We start from the raw sequence: 22,012 nt of genomic DNA, 5'->3' as shown, positions 1-22,012 counted from the left end.
GTTCTTTTATTTGTCTACATATCATAAACAGGATCGATTTTTTTAAGCTCATTAAAGGTATCGATTTCTACAATATCCCCTTCAAAGCAAGGACGGACTTCCACATGATAATTTTTGCTGCATACCCGGAGAGCGACCTCATCCCAATACTTCTCTTTACCACCGGGCATTTTATATACATTATCGATGTCTTGAGCCAATTTAGCTCCATCTTGCGCATCCCAATAGGAGATGCCGTACATATGATAACAGTCCCGGCCGCCTACTTGGAGATCCCGAATAACGCCGCTCTTAACCATAAAACACCAATCATCAGTGACGTCTTTATACTGCCCCAAGTAGTTGGAACAATACTCGTACTTACGAATCAGGTGAAGGTTGCTGAGCAAAAGATCGGCTTCACAAACATAGGCATTCTGTAAAAGATCCTTGGCAAGCCATGCTGAAGAAATGTTATTGGCTTCGTTAAAAAGGGGATTATAAATAAAATGGATGTTTGGATACTTATGTTTTAAAACATCAAATTGTTCCCAAAGATATCCTCGCACCAATACGATTTCAGGAATTCCCGCAGCTACGATGGCATCTAGCAGAGTTTCTACAATCATCTTACCGTGGACACGGACCAGAGGTTTTGGAGTATTGAGGGTGATGGGTACCATTCTAGATCCAAATCCTGCAGCAATCACCACCGCCCGTTTGACGCGATAAGGTTCTAAAGCATATAATCCTTGTTTTGTAATCTGCACTTTTTTGTGGCTGTCGATGGCGATGAGTCCAAGCTCTTCCAATTCACCAAAGGCTTTGTTGGTGGTCCCCAGGGAAAAATGAATGGCATCGGCGATTTCTCTCTGTGTTATTTTACGTCCACCTTCCCGTTCGATAAAAGCCAGCACCTCAAATTGATTTTTACTGATGTTCATCTTGTAAGCCCCTTTTTGTCATGAATAAAATCCGCAAATATCGTCTCATAAAACGACATTAGTATAGCAAATGCGATAAATATACCATCATTGCAATTATTTTTTCATTATAGCATGTCCTTTTGAACAAATCAATTGGATGATTGATACCAAATCACGCCGAAGTTACTGCTAGGACAACAAACTTTAAAAGAGGCTTGTCCTGAATTTCCAAAAGAATTAGTGGAGATTTTTCACAAAGAGGAAATGGACAAAATAAGCGATGGTATAATTCCAAGAAACCGTTGCATGAGGAAGAAATGGAAACAAAAGATCAGCATCAACAAAATGAACTCAAAAGTAAAAAACATAAGATAAACGGCCCGACAATCATCGGTATTGTTTTGGTTATTTTGGTACTCGCTTTGGCAATGTTGTGGATGCTAAGGGTAGATCGTCCGAAAAGACCTGCGGTGGAAGTAGGAGTTGTAATTAGCAATGAGCCTTACAGCAGCCTGCAAGAAAGTGATTCGTCGCCATCGTCGGATTTGAGTTCTGAGGTATCTGAGTCTTCCGAATCATCAGAACCTGTGGCGTCTTATGCTGCGTCAGAGAGACCAAAATCTACCCATCGGCCGGAACCAGCGTCATCCCGGCCTCCAGAAAAACCGACTGTTGCGGAGAGTATGCCACCTGAATCTTCAAGTCAAGTTTCAGAGGAACCGGATTTGCCTGGCAGCGACCCGTCGGAAGACTTGTCCTCTTCTCCGGAAGAGAGTCCAAAAATCAATATTAATACCGCTACCAAAGAGGACTTACTCACATTAAAAGGCATCAATATCAGTCTCGCTAAGAAAATCATCGCCTACAGGGAATCAGAAGGACCGTTTGAAAAGATCGAGGATCTGATGAATGTTTACGGTATTGACGAGAGAATTTTTAATCGTATTAAAGATGATATCTGTGTCTGAGTCCCCAGATTTATGTAACCGCCCGAAAGGGCGGCGCTTGAGTAAAGAGAATCGTGATCAGCGGCAGCAGCAACGGCAGCAGCGGCAACAACTACGGCGGCAGCAGGAAGAACTGCGGTTATATACTTGAGTGGTGTTATCCAAAGCCGAGAAGGGATTGGCGGAAGCCAGGTTATTGTTGGTGTTGGTAAAGTTTGTTCCGGATACAAAATTGCCGGGCACGACGTTGTAATTCACGCTGACAGGAATAAAGCCGGTGTAGCATCCAGAAGTAGCTACGGTGCTGGAATCAACCAGAGAAGCCAAAGTGGTGTCGTTATTATTGTTGCAACTGTTACAGAACATGAAGCAAGCCTCCAGATATAATTTATTGGGTGGGAGATGTCCCACAGTACAAGTTATGCCAAGCATCACAAATATGTTCCATATAGTTGACGACCGTCCTTCCAGATCAGGAAGGACGGTTTTTATTTCCAAATATGGTAAGCGTTTTTGAGGTAAACAAATAGAGATAGGTTTAAAACAGCATGATTTTTAGCCAAATTTTAACCGTTAAACTGTCAAGAAAGATGTCCAACCGATAGGGAGATACAAAAAGAGCGAGGCAGATTGAGAGATTTACTCCTCTCATGCGGGAAATACCATCATCCGACATTGCAAACCTGACAGAAACCTAGTCCTGTGAGAGGATATAATGGTTGTACCAAACGGGACAGGGGATGACATCATGAAACAGACCGTCTATGTTGATATCCTCTTTGCAGTCAATCTATTTATCAATTATTTTCTCCTTTGCCTCACCGCTAAAGTGACACGTATCCATACCAAGCGCTGGAGGATGCTGGCCGGCTCGGCATTGGGAGCTGTCTATTCTCTGTTTATCTTTTTTCCTGAAATTCCATCCCTGCTGTCAGCGGCGGCAAAGCTGATCTTTTCTATCACTATTTTACTGGCGGCATTGCCCATTCACTCTATTAAAGTATTCTTGAAAACACTGGCCTGTTTTTTCGGAGCCAATTTTTTATTTGCAGGATTGATGATGGCTCTTTGGTTATTTGTATCTCCCAACAATTTGATGATCAACAACGGCGTAGTATACTTTAATATATCCCCGCTGATCCTGATTGGAGGAGCTGCTGTCAGTTATCTGATCTTGAGTATGATACACCGTTTTACACTGCGCAAAGCTCCAGATAACAAGATTTATACTGTCACTATCGAGGTGGATGGGCAAACTGCAACTATGGATGCGCTTCTGGATACCGGACACAGTTTGACCGAAAGCATCTCTGATTTACCGGTTTTGCTGGCGGAGTACAAAAGCGTGGAGAAGCTGATTCCCTCACAGGTGAGACCGGTATTTGAACCGTCTCAGCGGGTGTTTCCTGTTCCACCGGAGGATAGTTCCTGGAGGAGACGTTTTCGAGTGGTACCGTTCCATAGCGTAGGAGGCGGGGGAGTACTGCCGGCGTTCCGGCCCGACAGCATCACAGTAACTGACGGACAGCATCCCGTAAGGGTGCCAAAATCCTTTGTAGCGGTCAGCGGAACTCATTTATCCGACGGCGAATATGAGGCCTTGATGAATCCAGATATGATCGAAAACACAATCAAATAGGGCTGAAGGAGGCGTGTATTGTCATGGGTGAGATGCTTGGACGAATCCGGTGGAATTTATTAAGATTACGCTTTCTACTTTTGCGCAAATGGAAATCAGGACGTTCTGTTCACTATATCAACGGTCCTGAGACTCTGCCGCCGCCGCTTCCTAAGGAGGAGGAAGCGGTGATCTTCCGGCGCATCGATGCCGGCGATGAAAGCGCCAGAGAACCGCTTATCACACACAATCTCCGGCTGGTCGTCTATATCGCCCGAAAATTCGAATCCTCTGGGACCGGTGTGGAAGATCTCATCTCCATTGGGACCATCGGATTGATTAAGGCTGTCAATACCTTTTGTCCATCCCGAAATATTAAGTTAGCTACTTATGCGTCAAGGTGCATCGAAAACGAAATTCTGATGCACTTGAGAAAAAGTTCTCAGTTGAAAAATGAGGTGTCCATCGACGAACCTCTTAACGTGGACTGGGATGGAAACGAACTGCTTTATTCCGATGTACTGGGGAGCGATCCCGATCTGGTTAACCGGGGCATCGAACAACAGGTGGAACGGGATCTACTATTGGAAGCAGTGGACCGTCTTTCTCCCCGGGAACAGATTATTATGAAGCTTCGATTTGGATTGAAAGGGGAGACCGAACACACCCAAAAGGAAGTGGCGGAACTGTTGGGTATTTCCCAGTCTTATATCTCTAGATTGGAGAAAAGAATTATTGAACGTCTGAAAAAAGATCTAGTTCGAGTGGGATAAAAAATAAAAAGCCGTCGGTTGTCAGAACCGGCGGCTTTTTTTGCAAGGTCGCTATTGTTTGTTTTTTTGTTTATTTCCTACATTCTCAGTGGTCTTTTTTATACTTTGCAGACCGTGGTCGGGCTCGGATTTGGTCATGGGAATGTCGTAAATATCGGTATAGGAGTCGGCCTCAGACTTGTTGACAGGAGGAGTGGGGATTAATCCTGTGCATTCTGTGGCAGAGGCTACAGCAAACATCTCATTGTATATTTGTTCGACTCGTTGAGCTCTATCCGTGTCATCAGGGCGCGGAAACTGCTGATCCATATAAAACAGCTCCTTTCGGTTGTTTGATACTAGTTTCCCTCCAAAACTGTAAAAGTATGCTCTGTCCCCAAAGGAAGTTTCAAGGGCATCGAGGATATTTCCTTGTATGTAAGCGGCGGCTTTGTTATAATAAACAATATAGAAAGGATCATTTGGATAGTTTATTGAGGGTGTGATTGCTTGAAAACCACGGAAAAAGAATCTGGAAATCTCCGGATGGGAATGATGTTTCTCTCTATTTGTTATATCGCGATAGGGGCTATTTTGCTGATTTTTCCTAATATTGCTTTGACAGATCTGTGTTATGCTTTAGGGATTTTATTTATGATTTCCGGTGTCATTAATGTGGCGTGGTATCTGATCAAAAAAGGATATCTTGTTCCGGGACGTTTCGGATTTGCCTTTGGCGTGACCCAAGTTATGGTGGGACTATACGCTGTGATCAAAACGCAGGATTTTGCTTTTGCATTCGCCCAAGTATTGGCCATATGCATGATGCTCGACAGCATTATGAAGTCTCAGTTCTCTATGGATCTCCTTCGTCTAAAAGCGGAAAAATGGTGGGCATTGCTGCTTGTCTCCTTGACAATGATCGGACTCTCCATGCTGATACTTGTCGATCCATTCAGTACGGAGGGAAGCCGCAATCTCTATACCTATATTGTGCTGATTCTGGACGGAGCGGCTAATATAATCAGTCTCCTGATACTTTCTGTTTGGCAAAAGAGGTATTTACAGGCCACGCATACAGAAAAAGAAGAATAACAAACACAGACAGGAAATACGCCGTCCTTTTACCGGGAGGACGGAGAAAGAACAGGTGAATAAAGTCGTGAAGATAATGTCAAAAAATACGAAAAAGGTCATGTTATTGATCGCCTTTGGCGTGGTGCTGTTCGTAGGACTGCAAAATTTTTCTCTTGTACTTTCCTTTGTAGGCTGGATCTTAAATCTCATTTGGCCGTTTCTTTTAGGTTTCTGTGTTGCGTTTATTTTAAACGTCCCGATGTCTTTTTTGGAATCCAAAATCTTCCGAGGCCCAGGGAAGCCAAAGGGATTGAAACAAAGATTGCGCCGTCCCGTCAGCCTTCTTTTGACATTGCTTTTAGTTGCCGGTGTCATTTTTATTGTCATGTTCCTCATTGTCCCAGAACTGGGCAGGACTTTTCAGTCTTTGGTCAATGCCATTCCGCCGTTCCTCGAAAACCTCCAAAAGTGGAGCAACGACATGTTCCAGCAGTATCCGGATGTGATAAACTGGCTGCAGAACATCGAGTTGGATTGGCAAAGCATTGTCCAGATGTTGCAAAACAGTGCAGGAGACGTGCTGTCCTCTACCGTTACGGTGGCATCCTCAGTGGTCGGCGGCATTGTCAATTTCTTCTTGGGTATTATATTCGCCTTTTACGTGTTGGTTCAAAAGGAAAAGCTTGGGAGACAGGGCAGAAAATTGCTCTATGCCTGCCTGCCGGAGAGAAAAGCGGAAAAGGTTTTATCTGTGTGTAGCTTGTCCTACAAGACCTTTGCCAGTTTCCTTTCGGGCCAATGTTTAGAGGCTGTCATTTTGGGAATGCTGTTCTTTATCAGCATGAGTATTTTCCAGTTCCCTTATGCATTGATTATCAGCGTACTCATTGCATTCATGGCGTTGATTCCTATTTTTGGCGCAATTATCGGCTGTGTCATCGGAGCGTTCCTCATCCTTATGATCGATCCTATCCGTGCTATTTGGTTTGTAGTCTTATTCTTAGTCATACAGCAAATCGAAGGAAACCTGATTTATCCTCATGTAGTGGGTAACTCGGTAGGTCTTCCTTCCATGTGGGTACTAGTGGCGGTGACTTTGGGTGGAAGTCTAATGGGTTTTGCCGGTATGTTGATCTGTATCCCTTTGTGTTCTGTGGTATATACCTTGGCCAGTCGGGCGATTAATAAGCGGCTGTCTAAAAAAGCTGCTAGAAAAAAGCAGGATGAGATGCTGGAAGAACTGAGTAGGCCTGACGATGAACTGGATGATTCTGAAAAACCAGTATAATGTTTTGAGAAGGTCATCAAAAGGGCACATCTGACTGGTTTATCTTTTTAGAAAAGGAGATCGCATATGGCAAGTACCTTTGAGATGATTTATCAGGTGGTAAAGAAGATTCCATCTGGCAAGGTGGCTACCTATGGCCAAATTGCTTTGTTGGCGGGGAATCCCAGATGGGTAAGAGTTGTAGGCTATGCGTTGCACGTAAACCCAAACCCAAATGAAATACCGTGTTTTCGGGTGGTGAATAGGGAGGGAAAATTATCCAGTGCCTTTGCATTTGGTGGAGAAAATCAGCAAAGATTTCTTTTGGAAGCCGAAGGAGTGGAGTTCCTACCGGACGGAAGGGTAGATCTTCAGCGCTATCTATGGAACGGTATAGATTGATACAAAGATAAAGAAAAAAGTCCCTGGAGAAACAAATGTTGTCTCCAGGGACTTTTTTAAGTAAAATTTTAAGTATTCAATAAAGCTTGTAAAATCTCGTTGATGAGTTTGGTATCGGCTTTCCCTTTGGCCTGCTTCATGACTTGACCAAAAAGATATCCCATCGCCTGTTTCTTACCACTCTTATAGTCATCCACAACTTTTGGATTAGAATCCAAAACTTGCTTGACCATTTCCTCGATGGCACCTTTGTCCGATACCATTGCTAAACCGTGATCCTTGACATACTGTTCCGGGTCAATATCGTTGGCATATACTTCAGCAAGGACTTTTTTACCAGTATTACGATTGATAACGTTTTTCTCGACCAGAAGAATAAGCTGAGTCAGCTTATGGCTGCTGATAACAATGTCGTCGGCAATCTTACCGTCGCTTCGGGCTAGGTTCATGACATCTCCAGTGATCCAATTAGCAGCTGTTTTGGCAGAGATACCGTTTGCCACTGCATCGTCCAGAAGATCGCATAGAACCTTGCTACTAGTGAGCAGTCGACTGTCAGCTTCCGAGAGACCAAGCTCGGATATATAACGTTGAAGCTTTGCCTCCGGCAGCTCCGGCAGACTTTGGCGTACGCGCTCGATCCATTCGTCGCTGATGACGATAGGGGGGAGGTCCGGGTTGGGAAAGTAACGGTAATCCTGAGCATTTTCCTTGCTGCGCATGGCAAAGGTTTTACCAGCCGTATCATCCCAACGACGGGTTTCCTGCTTGAGCTTATGAGCATTGCCCGACTCGATGAGATCAATATGACGGGCGGTCTCATATTCGATGGCACGGGTGATAGACTTGAGAGAGTTCATATTTTTCATCTCGGCCCTTACACCCAGTTTCGTGCTACCCATGGGACGTACCGATAGATTGATGTCAGCACGCATAGAGCCCTCCTGCATCTTACAGTCAGACACACCAATGAACTTCAACATAGAGCGCAGCTTTTCCAGATAAGCCACTACTTCTTCAGCAGAACGGAAATCCGGTTTGCTGACAATTTCCAAAAGCGGCATACTAGAACGGTTGTAGTCCACTAAAGAGTTATCAGTGAAGGGATCATGCTTTAGTTTACCAGCGTCCTCTTCCATGTGGATCTGCTTGAGGCCGATGGATTTTTTCCCTTCGCTGGTTTCGATCTCCACACTGCCGTTGACACAGATAGGGTGATACAGCTGGGTAATCTGATAAGAACAGGCTAAATCAGGATAGAAATAGCTCTTTTTATCAAAGGTGCAGTATTGATTGATGTGGCTGTTGGTGACTAACGCTGCTGCGATACCGTATTCCACAACCTGCTTATTCATAACAGGGAGGGCGCCTGGCATACCGCTGCATCCAGGACAGATATGAGAATTGGCCTCTCCGCCGAATTCAGTGGAGCAGGAACAGAAAATCTTAGTTTTGGTGGCCAGTTCAACGTGAACCTCCAGACCCATTACCACTTCATATTCCATTACGAATCCCTCCTTTTCTGATCATCTAATAAGGAGCAGGTACTCATAAGGGCTACATCCTCAAAGGACTTACCAATAATCTGAACGCTTTGTCCATCTCTAAAGGGCAGGACGATGGAGGGAAGTCCTGCTAAACTAGAGGCATGATGGAACCGGTTGTTTTGTTCAGCACCCAAAATAGTCTGTGTATCCCAATCGGCCGAGGTAGGGATAACAGGTGTCGCAAGGAAATCCACCTTTTGGAATGCTTCCACAAAGGTATCCAGCACCATACGACGCACGCACATGGCTTTTTCATAATAGCTGTGGTAATAGTCCGAGGAAAGCATCAGGGAACCTAAGGCCAAACGCTCCTTGGTTTTCCGGTTAAATCCCTCGCTGCGTGATTTTATGTAAAGATCGAAAAGATTATCGTAATGAGGTGTCTGGTAGCCGTATTTAATGCCATCAAAACGTGCCATATTGGCGCTGGCTTCAGCAGTACCGATGATAATAAAGGCTTCCAAAGCATCCTTGAGAGCGGGAAGGGATAAGGTCTCCACCTGAGCACCGGAGGCTTGCAACCAAACCGTTACATCGTCCAAGCCGTCGGCTTCCTCCCAAAACTCCCGGATGAATCCAATCTTGGTCCCCTCCAAAGAAGAAACGACGTCCTTGGGGAAGGTAAAGGCGGGGAGAGTGCAGGAGGTGCTGTTGGTAGGATCGTTGCCGGAGATGACCTCCAAAGCGGCGGCACAGTCGCCAAGATGATTTCCGAGGATACAGATCTGATCCATGGAGGAAACATAAGCCACGGTACCGCTGCGGGAGACCGAGCCATAGCTGGGACGTACACAACATACTTTGGCTAGAGCGGCAGGGACGCGTAAGGAACCCGCCGTATCGGTGCAAAAAGCAAGTAGAACCTGATCCTGTGCGACAGCTTGGGGAGCAGTACAACCGAGGCCGTCACAGGCGAATTCATCCACACGGAGCTTGCCCATGATGATGGCGCCGGCTTCTTTTAGCTTGGTGACAGCTGTCGCCTCAAAAGGAGGCTTAAAACCACCAAGCATCTTGGAACCCGATGCGGTTTCTTCATTGAGGGTACAGATGTTTTCGCCCACCCCCACAGGAATACCGGCCAAAGGAAGGGATTCGCCTGCATCCAGGCGCTGCTGTACCTTCTGGATCTGATCCAAGACCGATTGACGGTCGAACAATGCAAACAGACTGGAATCTTGTTCGATAGAATTTATCATAGGGGAGAGGGCGTCCAGCACGCTGACCTGACCCCCTTGAATGCTGGCGGACAGTGACAAAGCTGTCTCAATCTTGTTACTCATCGTATCATCCAACCTTAATCAAAAGTGGGGGGCGCGACAAAATAATGCTCGTATTCGTCCGGAGCATTTTGCAGGATCTCATCCTGGCGAGGAAATTCATGGACCACGTCGTCACGGAAGACATTTTCCCGCTGTAAAATATGGATCAGAGGCTGACGGTCGCCTGTGTCAACCGATTGAATGCCCTCTAAGCAGGAGAGCACTTCCTCCAGATCGGCCACAGCGGCGTCACGCTCAGCACCTTCAAAGTGCACCAGGGCGAGGTCTTCCATAGTGGTCAGTAAATCGTTTGTTAGTTGCATGTCGATCACGATTCCTTATTTATCTTAATTTGATGTGTACTTCACGCAGCTGCTGTTCGGTAACATTGCCGGGAGCGCCTAACAGCAGATCCTGAGCCGAAGCGTTCATGGGGAATGCGATAACTTCACGGATACTTTCCTCATCCTTGAGCAGCATAATCATACGGTCCACACCAGGAGCCATACCGGCATGAGGGGGAGCGCCGTACTGGAAGGCGTTGTAGAGGGCGCCGAAACGCTTCTCCACTTCGTCCTTGGAGTAGCCGGCGATTTCGAAGGCCTTGACCATAATGTCGGGACGATGATTACGTACAGCACCAGAGGAAAGCTCCACGCCGTTGCATACAATATCGTACTGATAAGCTTTGATGTCCAAAGGATTCATGGTTTCCAAAGCTTCTAAACCACCCTGGGGCATGGAGAAGGGATTGTGGGTGAAGTCGATGTTACCCTCTTCATTTTTCTCGTACATGGGAAAATCGGTGATGTAGCAGAATTCAAAGCGGTCCTTGTCGATGATGCCCTTGCGTTCGGCGAGCTCAGTGCGGATCAGGCCGGCCAGACGATCCACCACCGTCTTAGCGTCGCTGATGAAGAAGAGGGTATCGTCCTTTTTGAGGGAGAGACGATCCACCAATTCCTGCTGCTTCTCAGGTGTGAGGAACTTGGCGATGGGGCCTTTGAACTGCATGCCCTCCAGCATGGTCAGGTAACCAAGACCCTTCATACCGATGGATGTGGCGTACTTGAGCATGTTCTCAAAGAAGGACTTGGGCATCTTGGCGCAGTCCTCCACCACGATACCACGGACAGGCCGGTTCTTAAAGGGCATAAAGTCTACGTCCACAAAAAAGTCGGACAGGTTGGTGATGACCAGGGGATTGCGCAAGTCCGGCTTATCGGTGCCGTATTTAAGCATGGCCTCTTCGTACGGGATACGGACGAAAGGCTTGGGAGAAACCTTTTTATCGCTAAAGGTGGTAAACACATCGTAAAGCACTTCATCGGCCACAGCAAAGACATCTTCCTGTGTGGCAAAAGCCATCTCAAAGTCCAGCTGGTAGAATTCGCCGGGGGAACGGTCGGCGCGGGCGTCCTCATCGCGGAAACAGGGGGCGATCTGGAAGTATTTGTTGAAGCCGCCCACCATCAGGAGCTGCTTAAACTGCTGGGGAGCCTGAGGCAAGGCGTAGAATTTGCCCTCGTATTTGCGGGAGGGGATGATATAATCGCGGGCGCCTTCGGGAGAAGAACAGGTCAGAATAGGGGTGTTAATTTCGTCAAACCCCAAATCCTCCATCTTGCGGCGCAGGAAGCTGACCACTTTGGAGCGGAACAGGATATTGTCATGCACCTTGGGATTGCGCAGATCCAGGAAACGATATCGGAGTCGGACATCCTCACGGGTCTCGGTGGAATTTTGAATCTCAAAGGGCAGATTGGGATTGGAATAACCTAAAATCTCCAAGCTGTCCACCATGACCTCCAAGGTACCGGTGGGGATTTTAAGATTAATGGTTTCCTCGTCCCGCTTTACCACTTTGCCTCGGACGCACACCACAGTTTCCCTATGGACGTCTTTGAGCAAATTATCATCATGGATCACCACTTGGGTAATGCCATCCTGATCCCGCAGGTCGACGAAAGCGACGCCGCCATGATCGCGGATGGTATCCACCCATCCGGACAGGATGACCATTTCATTGAGATTTTTCTCGGTGAGTTCTCCGCAGCTGTGAGTCCTATACTGGTTGGCAGACATGAGCATGACATTCCCTTCGTAATCCCGACCCAGAAGGCCAGGCAGATTTAATGAATTAGAACCTTGTATGTTCTTTAAAAAATATCTTCAAAATTATACCACATGACGGGCATGATGTACAGGGCTTAAAGTCCAAATTCCCGCTTTTTTGGCGATTTGTAGAGGCAAAATTTTCTTAAAAAATCCATCTCCCAATTTTTCTGCAAGTATCATTATGGGATAAAAAACGGAAAACATGCCAAAAGGACGCAAAAAAGCAGCCGAGGGATTGATATATCTCCGGCTGCTTCTTGGATACTATTTTAGGATAAGCGGGATTTAAAATCCTCATATCCAAACTGTTTGACGATTTCAAAGCTTCCATCCTCGTGCTGAAGTACAATAGAGGGAAGGTTCACGCCGTTAAAGGTGTTGGTCTTGACCATGGTGTAGAGAGCCATATCGCCGAACACCAAACGATCTCCCGGCTTTAGGGGATGGGGGAAGGAGTAGTCTCCAATGATGTCGCCGGCCAGACAGGTGGGACCGCCCAAACGATAGGTGTAAGGATATTCATCCGGATCACCCGATCCCAGCAGGGGGGGACGATAGGGCATCTCCAAAACGTCGGGCATGTGGCAGGCAGCGGAAGTATCCACGATGGCCAGATCCATGCCGTTCTGAAGGGTATCCAGCACCGACGTCACCAAAAAGCCGGTGTTGAGCACCACGCCTTCGCCCGGCTCTAAGTAGACTTGAAGACCGTATTTTTCCTGCATAAAGGTGATGGATCGGATAAGGCATTCCACATCGTAGTCCGAGCGAGTGATATGATGCCCGCCGCCAAAATTGATCCATTTCATGTGTTGGAGAAGATGACCGAATTTTTCATCCACCACTTGGATGGTACGGGCTAGGGTATCGGAATTTTGTTCGCACATGGTGTGGAAATGAAGGCCCTCGATGCCCTCCATTTGGGCGGGATCCAAATGGGCTAAGGTAGTACCCATACGAGAACCGGTGAAACAGGGGTTATAGAGATCGGTTTCAATCTCCGAATATTCAGGGTTAATCCGGATGCCGCAGGAAATACTGCGTCCCGATGCCTGAATTTGATTTCGGAAGCGCATCCATTGGCTGGGGGAGTTAAAGACAATATGGTCGCAGATGGAGGCGATTTGATCCATCTCGTCCTCTCGATAGGCCGGGGAATAGATGTGCACTTCTCCTCCCATTTCCTCCCGGCCGAGCCTGGCCTCGAAGAGGGAACTTGCTGTAGTTCCAGCCAAATAGCGCCCTATCAAGGGATAAACGCGATACATGGAAAAGGCCTTTTGGGCCAACAGGATCTTGCATCCGGTGCGCTGCTGGATAGACTGTAAAAGCTCCAGATTCCGTTTCAACAGCCCTTCATCCACCACAAAGGACGGGGTCGGCACTTGATCAAAACAATTCATCCCGCGGCCCTCAGTCGATGAGCTCCGGCTGGAAGCTCTCCTGCCACGGCAGACCAAAACGATTGAGCATGTCCATAAAGGGATCGGGATCGAATTCCTCGATGTTGTGGACGCCTGGGGTATTCCACTTACCGGTGAGGATCATGGCGGTGCCGATCATAGCGGGGACGCCGGTGGTGTAGGAAATGGCCTGACTGCCTACCTCACGGTAGCATGCCTGATGATCGCAGACGTTGTAGAGATAATAGGTCTTTTCTTTGCCGTCCTTGACGCCCTGGAAGATGCAGCCGATGTTGGTTTTACCTTTGGTACGGGGAGCCAGAGTGGCGGGATCGGGCAATACCGCCTTGAGGAACTGGAGGGGGATGATCTCCCTGCCTTCAAACAGAATGGGTTCAATGGAGGTCATACCCACATCTTCCAATACCTTCAGATGGGTGAGATAGCTCTGAGAGAATGTCATCCAGAAACGGATCTTCTGAATGCCCTTGATGTTGAGAGCCAATGATTCCATTTCCTCGTGGTGGAGCAGGTAGATATCCTTGGGGCCGATTTCAGGGAGATTGTACACCCGTTTAATGGACATGGGATCGGTCTCAATAAACTTGCCGTTTTCAAAATAGCTGCCCTTGGCGCTGACCTCACGGATGTTGATCTCGGGATTAAAGTTGGTGGCAAAGGGGAGACCGTGATCACCGGCGTTGGCGTCCACGATATCGATCTGACGGATCTCGTCAAAGTGATGCTTCTGAGCGTAGGCCGAAAACACACCGGTGACGCCGGGATCAAATCCACTACCCAGCAGGGCGATGAGACCGGCTTTCTCAAAGCGTTCCCGATAGGCCCATTGCCACTTGTATTCAAATTTTGCCACATCCTTGGGCTCGTAGTTGGCGGTGTCCACGTAATGGACGCCGGTGGCAAGACAGGCATCCATAATGGTCAGATCCTGGTAGGGCAGGGCCAGATTGAGCACCACGTCCGGTTTGAACTTCTCAATGAGAGCAACCACTTCGTCGGTATTGTCGGCATCTACCTGGGCGGTTTGGATCTTGGTTTTACCGCCGTCCAGCTTTTGCTTGAGGGCGTCGCACTTGGAGAGGGTGCGGCTGGCGATGCAGATCTCCTCAAACACCTCCGGATACTGACAGCATTTGTGGACAGCGACACTAGCGACGCCGCCGGCGCCGATGATTAAAACTTTTCCCACGTTCAATCCCTCCAAATATTTTATTCCTGTATGTGATCGTATGATCGAAAAAAGAAGGCAGCCCCCTGCCTTCTGAGAAACAAAAAATTACGAATCCCTTCTCTTCTTGGCAAAGAGGAGGAGCAGTTCCCGGATGATCTTACCCGCCACCGCAGTGGATACGCCGCTTTGATCGTACATAGGGGAAAGCTCGTTGACGTCGAACCCGACGATATGCAGGTTTTCCAATTTCCGGACAGCCTCCAGCAGTTGCAGGAATGTGACGCCGCCGGCTTCGGGAGTGCCTGTCCCAGGGAAGACCGAAGGATCCAATACATCCAAGTCCAGCGTAAAGTACACCGGCTTGTCCCCTAGTCCCACAATGATGTCGTCCAACCAGCGGAAGTCGAACTTATTGGTAAAGACGTGATTCTTTCCCCAGTTGAATTCCTCCCGGTCGCCCGAACGGATGCCGAACTGATAGATGCGTCCGTCGCCCACCAGTTCCCAACACCGGCGCAGCACCGACGCGTGGGAGAGGCGTTCGCCCAAATAGTCCTCCCGCAGATCGGCGTGAGCGTCAAAGTGGATGATGTGGACGTCTGGATATTTTTTTTGTACCGCCCGAAAAGCGCCCAGCGTCACCAGATGTTCGCCTCCCACCATACAGGGGATTTTACCATCCTCCAAGATCTGAGCCGTCATCTCCTGGATCTGATCCAAAGCCCTGGGAGAATTGCCGAATACCAGTTCCAAGTCCCCGGCGTCGAACACCGAGATATCGGTTAAATCCCGGTCCTGGTAGGGACTGTAGGTCTCTAGACCAAAGGATTCGCTGCGAATGGCTTTGCATCCGAACCGGGTTCCGGGACGAAAAGATGTGGTAGAATCATAGGGCGCGCCGAATAACACGATTTCGGCCTCGTCATAAGGCGCGTCACAGCCGATAAAGGTTTCAATATTGGGATTCATTTTCATCACCTAACAGATCTTTCACATAGGTCGGCAGCGCGAAGCTACCTTTGTGGATATCAGTATTGTAATACCGGGTGGTAAGTTCTAGTTTTTCCCACTGAGAGAGATTGGCTTTTAAGGGATCAATACCCTTGGATGCAAAACCAAACAACCAATGTCCCGATGGATAGGTGGGAATATGAGCCTGATACACCCGGCTCAACGGAAAGCATTCCCGAATACGGTAGTGGGCCCGTTGCATGGCACGGGCATCGTCTGGATAAAAGGGAGATTCGTGCTGATTGACCAGGATACCGTTGGCCGTCAGGGCCTTATAGCAATTGCCATAGAATTCCTTAGTAAAAAGTCCTTCGCCGGGACCAAAAGGATCGGTGGAATCCACTATGATGAGATCGTATTCATCCTCTTTGCGGCGGACAAATCGCAATCCGTCCTCGTAAGTGATGTGGACTCTAGGGTCGTCCAGCTTGCAGGCCACACTGGGGAGATAATCCCGACAAGCGTCCACCACGTCCTTGTCGATCTCCACCATATCGATATGCTCCACCGCCGGATATTTGCAAAGCTCCCGGATGGCGCCGCCGTCCCCGGCCCCGATGACCAGCACCTTCTTAATATCCGGGTTGGAGGCCATAGGGACATGTACAATCATCTCATGATAGATGAATTCATCCTTTTCGGTCAGCATCATGTAACCGTCCAAGGTGAGAAAGCGACCAAACTCCCTGGATTCAAAAATATCAATGCGCTGAAAAGAGCTTTGTTTGGTAAAAAGCTGTTTATCCACCTTGATGGAAAGGCGGACGTTTTTGGTATGATGTTCGGTAAACCACAATTCCAACCCTTATCCCTCCACGACTTTAATGGTTTCCACAGAGATATCCTGCATACCGGTCAAAAGACAGCCCTTCTCCATGGCATAGATGGTGTAGTCGATAATTTCCCGGGTAATGCGTTCGCCGGGAGCCAAAATAGGGATGCCGGGAGGGTAACACATGACGAATTCACCGCACAGAAAGCCGATGCTCTGACGCAGGGGGAGGGAGACCTTATTAGCGTAAAAGGCCTCTTGGGGAGACATCTCCACCCTGGGAGTGATGTACTCATGGTCAAACATGCCGGTAGGATCCTTGGATTTGAGACGGCGGATCTCATAGAGGGCCGACACAAGCCGTTCCACCGCCAATTCGTTGTCTCCCACCGAGACGATAGCCAAGATGTTCCCGATATCGCCGAATTCGATCTGGATGCCGTAGTCGTCCCGCAGCATGTCGTAAATCTCAATGCCGGCCAAGCCGATGCCGCGTGTGAATACCGAGAGCTTGGTTCGGTCAAAGGCGTGGACGGCCGGATGTCCCTCCATCTCCTTGCCGTAAGCATAATAGCCACCGATTAGATTGATTTCTCCACGGGCGTATTCCACCAGGTCCAGGACACGTGCAAAAATCTCTTTGCCGTGCAAAGCCAGGTTGCGTCGGCTGATGTCCAGCGACGACAAAAGCAAATAGGAGGCGCTGGTAGTCTGGGTCAGGCTTAGGATCTGACGGACATAACCGACATTTAATCCATTCCGAATGAGCAGGAGGGAGCTTTGAGTGAGAGAACCTCCCGTCTTATGGAGGCTGACAGCCGCCATATCGGCGCCGCAGGACATAGCCGAAGGCGGCAATCCTTCTCCGAAATAGAAATGGGTGCCGTGAGCCTCGTCCACCAATACCATCATACCGTGGGCATGGGCCAGTTTGACGATGGCTTTCAGATCCGAACAGATGCCGTAATAGGTGGGGTTGTTGACAAACACCGCCTTGGCGTTTGGATTTTTCTCAATGGCCTTTTTTACATCTTCCACCGTCATGCCCAGTGGGATACCCAGCTTGGAATTGACGCCGGGATTGACATACACCGGCACAGCGCCGCACAAAATCAGGGAGTTGATGGCGCTGATGTGGACGTTGCGTGGCATGATGATCTTATCCCCCCGTTTACAGGCCGTCATGACCATGGCCTGGACGGCTGCGGTTGTTCCATTGACAATAAAAAAGGCGTGGTCCGCGCCGAACGCATCGGCTGCCAGCTCCTCCGCCTCCTTGATAACTGAAACGGGATGACTCAAATTATCCAGCGGCTTCATGGAATTGACGTCCACCGCTAAGCATTTTTCACCCAAAAATTCCCGCAGCCGAGGATTCCCTTTACCCTGCTTGTGGCCAGGGACGTCAAAGGGAAGGATGCGGTTTTGCTTGTATTGCAATAGGGCATCCCGCAGAGGAGCCCTGTCTTGAAAAAGGTGCATTTTCATATCAACCACCCTTTTCAATAGATATTGACGCCGCTGAAGATCTCGATCATCTCACGACGGAGACTGTTGGTAATATCCAGCCTCTGCCGCGGCGGCAATTCATAAATATCGGTATTAAATAAGTAATTCTGGAGCTTTAACTCCTTGATTAACATTTTTGTATGAAAGAGATTTGCCTGGTACACATTGACATCCACCGCGTCATACTTAAGCAGTGTCTCGTCGTCGATGTAATCCTGGATGGAGGCGATGCCGTGATCCATAAAGAGCTTGCGGCCATTGACATCCCGGGTAAAACCACGGACGCGGTAATCAATGGTGATAATATCCGAATCAAAGCTGCCGATGAGATAATCCAAAGCGTTGAGAGGGGAGACCTTGCCGCAGGTGGCGACGTCGATGTCCACTCGGAAGGTGGCGATGGCGTTATCCGGATGATACTCCGGATAAGTGTGTACCGTCACATGGCTTTTATCTAAATGGCCTACTACCGCTTCCCGCCGGTTGATGATAGCCAAATCCTCTTCCTGGGATTCCTCCGGGCGAAGACCGGACATCATGGATTCCTCTGCGATCAGCAAAGTGACGCTGGCACCTTGAGGCTCATAATCCTGCTTGGAGATATTGAGCACATGGGCGCCGATCATCTCAGTGACGTCACAGAGGATCTTTGTCAGACGGTCGGAATTGTATTGTTCGTCGATGTAGGCGATGTAATCCTTTTGCTCACGCTCACTTTTAGCATAGCAAACATCATAAATGTTAAAGCTAAGTGTTTTTGTGAGGTTGTTAAAGCCGTATAAGGTCAGCTTTTTTTCCAACCCTATCATCACAACCTTTCTCGCTCGTCGTCCCGGGCGCTGATAGAGCACACGAACCGTATGCTACACGAACTAGATTATATGCGGTATATCCTAAAAAATCAACAGTTTTATCAAAAAAAATTGATTATTCTAAATTAGCGTCGGGACGGACAACAATATCTTAGGATTTCTCCCATTTCAACGAATTTTGAGCTTTCCTTTACAGATCGAATAAACTGAACTGTTTGACCTTGGGAGGACTGGGCGGAAGCGCGTTTTGTTCCAAAAGACTTCCCTTGGGAATATCGCGCAAGAAAATGGATGGGGCGGGGGAGGTCATGAGATACAAACAATCCTGAGCCCGAGTCATGCCCACGTAGAAAAGACGGCGTTCCTCCTCCACATCGCTTGGACGATGAGAGCTCTGTAACGGGATAGATTTGTCGTTTACACCGCACAAAAACACCACTGGAAATTCAAGCCCCTTGGAACCGTGCAGTGTCATCAGGGTAACGGCGTCGGAACGATAGGACCGGCTTCCTGAACGAACCACGTCGGCCTCCTTACCCAAGGCCAAATTCTGTAAAAACGAAGAAAGGTCCGAATGCATCACGGCTACATTAAGAAGCTTTTCCATGGGGACGGACTGAGCCAATCCATTGTCTGAAATCCATTGTTCCAGCAATTTTACCGGTTTCCCTTTTGCCGACATAGGCTGATAGGTTTGCAATAATTGAAGCAGGAAGTTCCAAGCCTCTTCCTTAAAATCTCCCTGTTGAATGAGCGTACACAACACATCGACACTCTGCTCTTCCGCTTTTTCATATAGGCCTTGGAGGGCCTGAACCTGGACACTCGGCAAAGAGCATCCCTTGAGGCAGACGCTCAAAGACAAAAGGTCACTGGGACTTTGCAAGAATCGGAAAAAGGCCACAGCATGCTGTACAGCGGGATCGGCTAAAAAGGATTCTCGTCCGGCTACCGTATACGGAATGCCTTCCTTGATTAAGCATTGTTCCAGAATTTCAGCTTGACGATGGGTGCGGTACAAGATAGCCATATCGGAAAATCCCAAAGGTTTACCGTCCTCCCGCTGGGCGGAGGATTGAACATTGTGGGCTTCCAGCATATCGATGCCGCCCATGAGATGTCCAATTTCTTTTGCTACGAAAATGGCTTCGGTCAAAGGTTCTTTGGCCGTCATCAGATGGACTTTCTCACCATCGGGACGCATGGCCGTCAAAGCATGATTTTTCTGTGGATCCTCTCCTTTAGCGATAACCGACAGAGCGCATCCTAAGATGTCCGGGGTAGAACGATAGTTTTGCGTAAGGCGGACCGACTTAAGATCGGGATATTGCTCCTCAAAACGTTCAAAGCAGTGGGAATCCGATCCCCGGAAGCCGTAAATAGCCTGATCGGGATCACCGATGACAAATAAGCTTTCGCTCATCTGACCCCACAGCTGAATCAACTCGTATTGAATGAGATTGATATCCTGGAATTCATCGACCAGAAGATGGGTGAAAGGCTTCAGAAGCTTTTTATCAGGCTTCTCTAAAGATTTAAAATGCTCCAGCACTTCTAATAAAATATCGTCATAATCCAAGGCGTCTGCCTGCTTCATACGAGCGCAGTAAGCATCGCAGAGAGAAGCAGCAAGCGGGGATTCTTCCCGATCCATCATACCGTTTTTGATTTTGGAGATGCATTCCAAAGCATCTCTCGGGGAAAACTTACTTCCCTGCTGGGCAATTAGATCTTCTACAATGGACAAGGTTTCATATTGATCGATAACCGAAACATGCTCCCTCCACTTGGATAACATCTGAAGGCAGATAGAGTGGAAGGTGCCGATGGTCATGGAACGGACCATACGTTTGTTTTGAAAATGTTCCTCCAAACGTTGCCGCATTTCACCTGCGGCCTTATTGGTAAAGGTCACAGCGGTGATCTGGGAAGGCTTAATCCCACATTGCTCTACCAAATAGGCGATTCGGTAAACCAGGGTACGTGTTTTGCCAGTTCCAGGGCCGGCCACTACAGCCACCGTCCCACTGGATGTAGAAGCGGCTTCCCATTGCTGTTCATTGAGCCCATAATGGGGATCAGGAGAATGTTCGGGATGGTTTTCCTGTTGTTCTGCTTCTTCAGAGGAAGAGGTGGGAAGAGATTCCTTTTTAGACGACGATTTCTTCTTTTTTAAAACCGGTGCGATCTCATCCCCAAACAGGCAAATTTGTCCAGCCATCCACTCCAGTTCTTTTTCGTCAAACAATTTGATTTTACCGTATTCACCGTCGTAGCCGGGATTTAGATCCACCTCGCCGGACCGCAGACGGCGGATTCCTTCGGCGATGCACCGTCCCGCATGATGCTGAAGCTCTTCAATGGGTGCTTCTCGCAAAATAAAAAGCTCCGAGCCCACTTGATGGAGAATAGATTCATATTGACGCTCCACTTTGATGCTGGCAGGAGTGCATCCCAAGGAGGCGGCGATGACCTCAGGAAGCGGTACCAGACTTTCAAAAGGCATGGCGTCGGGCAACAAGAAATTCTCTGGACGGTCGGCCAGCTCCTCCACTCGATGCAGAACTCCTACCGTAATACGACGGCCACATACCGGACATCTGCCGTTTGCAGAGATGGTCTCCGACGGCTTGAGACATACCTTACAAGGCCTGTGTCCATCGTAGTGGTATTTTCCTTCCTCAGGAAAAAATTCAATGGTACCGCCGAATCCGTTGTTTTTAGGATCCTTTAGAGCTTTCAAAATAGCGGAATAAGAAAGCTCCGTGTGAAAAAGATTCGCTTCTCGAGCGAGTTTGGAAGGAGAGTGGGCGTCGGAATTGGAAACCAGAGTGAATCGATCCAGGGCCGAAAGCCGCCAGTTCATAGGGGGATCTGAGGATAATCCAGTTTCCAATGCGAAAATATGAGGCGTTAAGTCTTCAAAGCACTCTTCAATGCTGTCAAATCCCGAGTAGGCGCCGAAGAGGGAGAAATGAGGCGTCCAGATATGAGCGGGGATAAAAAGTGCGGTGGGACAACACTCCAATGTAATCTCCAAAAGATCGCGGCTATCGAGCCCTAAGATGGGACGACCGTCAGAATGAAGGTTCCCAATGAGCTCCAGGCGATGAGAAAGTTTTTCTGCATCCTCTAGACCAGGGAGAAGGATAACATTGTGAATTTTACGAACTTTACCGTTCTTTTTATAAATGGAACTGATCTCACTGGAAAGAATAAAACGGGGATCCGGGCCTCCAGATGCCAATGCTTCCGGGAGACAATACTCCTTTTTCAATTGAAAAAGACCTTCTTCCGCCGGCTCTAATTTCTCTTTGAGTTCTTCTCTCCAAGCGGGATGGGTGAAATCACCTGTGCCAATAAGAGAAAGGCCTTTGCGTCTGGCCCAAAGATCCAAGTATTCAGGGACGCATTGTCT

General features: G+C 48.2%; 20 protein-coding genes. 6 read left to right on the top strand and 14 right to left on the bottom strand.

The annotated features are described in order from the left end of the window. Positions 1 to 14: 14 nt before the first annotated feature. Positions 15 to 923 carry a MarR family transcriptional regulator gene (locus C12CBH8_RS06220; RefSeq protein ID WP_090266240.1) on the bottom strand — a complete coding sequence of 303 codons (909 nt, stop codon included), beginning with the start codon at positions 921 to 923 and terminating at the stop codon, positions 15 to 17. Between the two features lie 299 nt (positions 924 to 1,222). Here C12CBH8_RS06220 and C12CBH8_RS06215 point away from each other — a divergent pair, with 299 nt between their 5' ends. Further along, positions 1,223 to 1,873, top strand: a complete 651-nt coding sequence (locus C12CBH8_RS06215; RefSeq protein WP_090266241.1) for a ComEA family DNA-binding protein — start codon at positions 1,223 to 1,225, stop codon at positions 1,871 to 1,873. A 57-nt stretch (positions 1,874 to 1,930) separates the two neighbouring features. Here the strand turns inward: C12CBH8_RS06215 and C12CBH8_RS06210 are convergent, their stop codons facing one another. After that, entirely contained in the window at positions 1,931 to 2,218 is a 288-nt protein-coding gene (locus tag C12CBH8_RS06210) for a hypothetical protein (RefSeq protein WP_215532765.1), read from the bottom strand. 382 nt (positions 2,219 to 2,600) lie between these two features. Here C12CBH8_RS06210 and C12CBH8_RS06205 point away from each other — a divergent pair, with 382 nt between their 5' ends. Further along, a complete protein-coding gene (locus C12CBH8_RS06205) occupies positions 2,601 to 3,491 on the top strand; it encodes a sigma-E processing peptidase SpoIIGA (RefSeq protein WP_215532764.1) in 891 nt (296 codons plus the stop codon). A 23-nt stretch (positions 3,492 to 3,514) separates the two neighbouring features. After that, the gene (gene sigE / locus C12CBH8_RS06200) at positions 3,515 to 4,243 is read left to right on the top strand and encodes an RNA polymerase sporulation sigma factor SigE (RefSeq protein WP_090266247.1); all 729 of its coding nucleotides are present in this window, start codon (positions 3,515 to 3,517) and stop codon (positions 4,241 to 4,243) included. A gap of 51 nt (positions 4,244 to 4,294) precedes the next feature. On the opposite strand, the gene C12CBH8_RS06195 is transcribed toward sigE, so the two are convergent. Further along, the gene (locus C12CBH8_RS06195; RefSeq protein ID WP_090266248.1) at positions 4,295 to 4,552 is read right to left on the bottom strand and encodes a hypothetical protein; all 258 of its coding nucleotides are present in this window, start codon (positions 4,550 to 4,552) and stop codon (positions 4,295 to 4,297) included. Between the two features lie 180 nt (positions 4,553 to 4,732). On the opposite strand from C12CBH8_RS06195, the gene C12CBH8_RS06190 reads away from it, so the two are divergent. The 3 genes from C12CBH8_RS06190 to C12CBH8_RS06180 all read left to right on the top strand — a co-directional run bounded on the left by C12CBH8_RS06190 (position 4,733) and on the right by C12CBH8_RS06180 (position 6,968). Beyond that, positions 4,733 to 5,317 (top strand): DUF308 domain-containing protein, encoded by a 585-nt coding sequence (locus tag C12CBH8_RS06190; protein ID WP_099322011.1) that lies wholly within the window; start codon positions 4,733 to 4,735, stop codon positions 5,315 to 5,317. Between the two features lie 76 nt (positions 5,318 to 5,393). Next, the gene (locus C12CBH8_RS06185; protein WP_343063122.1) at positions 5,394 to 6,587 is read left to right on the top strand and encodes an AI-2E family transporter; all 1,194 of its coding nucleotides are present in this window, start codon (positions 5,394 to 5,396) and stop codon (positions 6,585 to 6,587) included. 66 nt (positions 6,588 to 6,653) lie between these two features. After that, positions 6,654 to 6,968 carry an MGMT family protein gene (locus tag C12CBH8_RS06180; protein ID WP_215532762.1) on the top strand — a complete coding sequence of 105 codons (315 nt, stop codon included), beginning with the start codon at positions 6,654 to 6,656 and terminating at the stop codon, positions 6,966 to 6,968. A 68-nt stretch (positions 6,969 to 7,036) separates the two neighbouring features. Here the strand turns inward: C12CBH8_RS06180 and gatB are convergent, their stop codons facing one another. The 11 genes from gatB to C12CBH8_RS06125 all read right to left on the bottom strand — a co-directional run bounded on the left by gatB (position 7,037) and on the right by C12CBH8_RS06125 (position 21,871). Further along, positions 7,037 to 8,473 carry an Asp-tRNA(Asn)/Glu-tRNA(Gln) amidotransferase subunit GatB gene (gene gatB / locus C12CBH8_RS06175; RefSeq protein ID WP_215532761.1) on the bottom strand — a complete coding sequence of 479 codons (1,437 nt, stop codon included), beginning with the start codon at positions 8,471 to 8,473 and terminating at the stop codon, positions 7,037 to 7,039. Next, complete coding sequence (locus C12CBH8_RS06170) at positions 8,473 to 9,798, bottom strand: amidase (RefSeq protein ID WP_215532760.1); 1,326 nt, start codon at positions 9,796 to 9,798, stop codon at positions 8,473 to 8,475. Before C12CBH8_RS06170 ends, gatB begins: the two co-directional genes overlap by 1 nt. A gap of 14 nt (positions 9,799 to 9,812) precedes the next feature. After that, on the bottom strand, positions 9,813 to 10,100 hold the full coding sequence (gatC, locus tag C12CBH8_RS06165) for an Asp-tRNA(Asn)/Glu-tRNA(Gln) amidotransferase subunit GatC (protein ID WP_215532759.1): 288 nt from the start codon (positions 10,098 to 10,100) through the stop codon (positions 9,813 to 9,815). 19 nt (positions 10,101 to 10,119) lie between these two features. Then, positions 10,120 to 11,862 (bottom strand): aspartate--tRNA ligase, encoded by a 1,743-nt coding sequence (aspS, locus tag C12CBH8_RS06160; protein WP_390488507.1) that lies wholly within the window; start codon positions 11,860 to 11,862, stop codon positions 10,120 to 10,122. 302 nt (positions 11,863 to 12,164) lie between these two features. Further along, complete coding sequence (gene nspC / locus C12CBH8_RS06155; protein WP_215532758.1) at positions 12,165 to 13,298, bottom strand: carboxynorspermidine decarboxylase; 1,134 nt, start codon at positions 13,296 to 13,298, stop codon at positions 12,165 to 12,167. 10 nt (positions 13,299 to 13,308) lie between these two features. Further along, complete coding sequence (locus C12CBH8_RS06150) at positions 13,309 to 14,508, bottom strand: saccharopine dehydrogenase family protein (RefSeq protein WP_215532757.1); 1,200 nt, start codon at positions 14,506 to 14,508, stop codon at positions 13,309 to 13,311. Positions 14,509 to 14,595: 87 nt separating this feature from the next. After that, positions 14,596 to 15,459 carry an agmatinase gene (gene speB / locus C12CBH8_RS06145; protein WP_215532756.1) on the bottom strand — a complete coding sequence of 288 codons (864 nt, stop codon included), beginning with the start codon at positions 15,457 to 15,459 and terminating at the stop codon, positions 14,596 to 14,598. Further along, positions 15,443 to 16,303, bottom strand: a complete 861-nt coding sequence (gene speE, locus C12CBH8_RS06140; protein WP_090266267.1) for a polyamine aminopropyltransferase — start codon at positions 16,301 to 16,303, stop codon at positions 15,443 to 15,445. Before speE ends, speB begins: the two co-directional genes overlap by 17 nt. A 3-nt stretch (positions 16,304 to 16,306) precedes the next feature. After that, complete coding sequence (locus tag C12CBH8_RS06135) at positions 16,307 to 17,761, bottom strand: aminotransferase class I/II-fold pyridoxal phosphate-dependent enzyme (protein WP_425503761.1); 1,455 nt, start codon at positions 17,759 to 17,761, stop codon at positions 16,307 to 16,309. Positions 17,762 to 17,775: 14 nt separating this feature from the next. Continuing rightward, positions 17,776 to 18,594: an adenosylmethionine decarboxylase gene (gene speD, locus C12CBH8_RS06130; RefSeq protein ID WP_171846391.1), complete on the bottom strand. Its 819-nt coding sequence runs from the start codon at positions 18,592 to 18,594 to the stop codon at positions 17,776 to 17,778. 190 nt (positions 18,595 to 18,784) lie between these two features. After that, on the bottom strand, positions 18,785 to 21,871 hold the full coding sequence (locus C12CBH8_RS06125) for a UvrD-helicase domain-containing protein (RefSeq protein WP_246441322.1): 3,087 nt from the start codon (positions 21,869 to 21,871) through the stop codon (positions 18,785 to 18,787). Positions 21,872 to 22,012 lie beyond the last annotated feature (141 nt).

It is taken from the genome of Solibaculum mannosilyticum (assembly GCF_015140235.1).
Lineage (GTDB): Bacteria > Bacillota > Clostridia > Oscillospirales > Acutalibacteraceae > Solibaculum > Solibaculum mannosilyticum.
The sequence above is the reverse complement of the archived record's forward strand: the minus strand, read 5'-3'. Positions and strand labels throughout refer to the sequence as shown.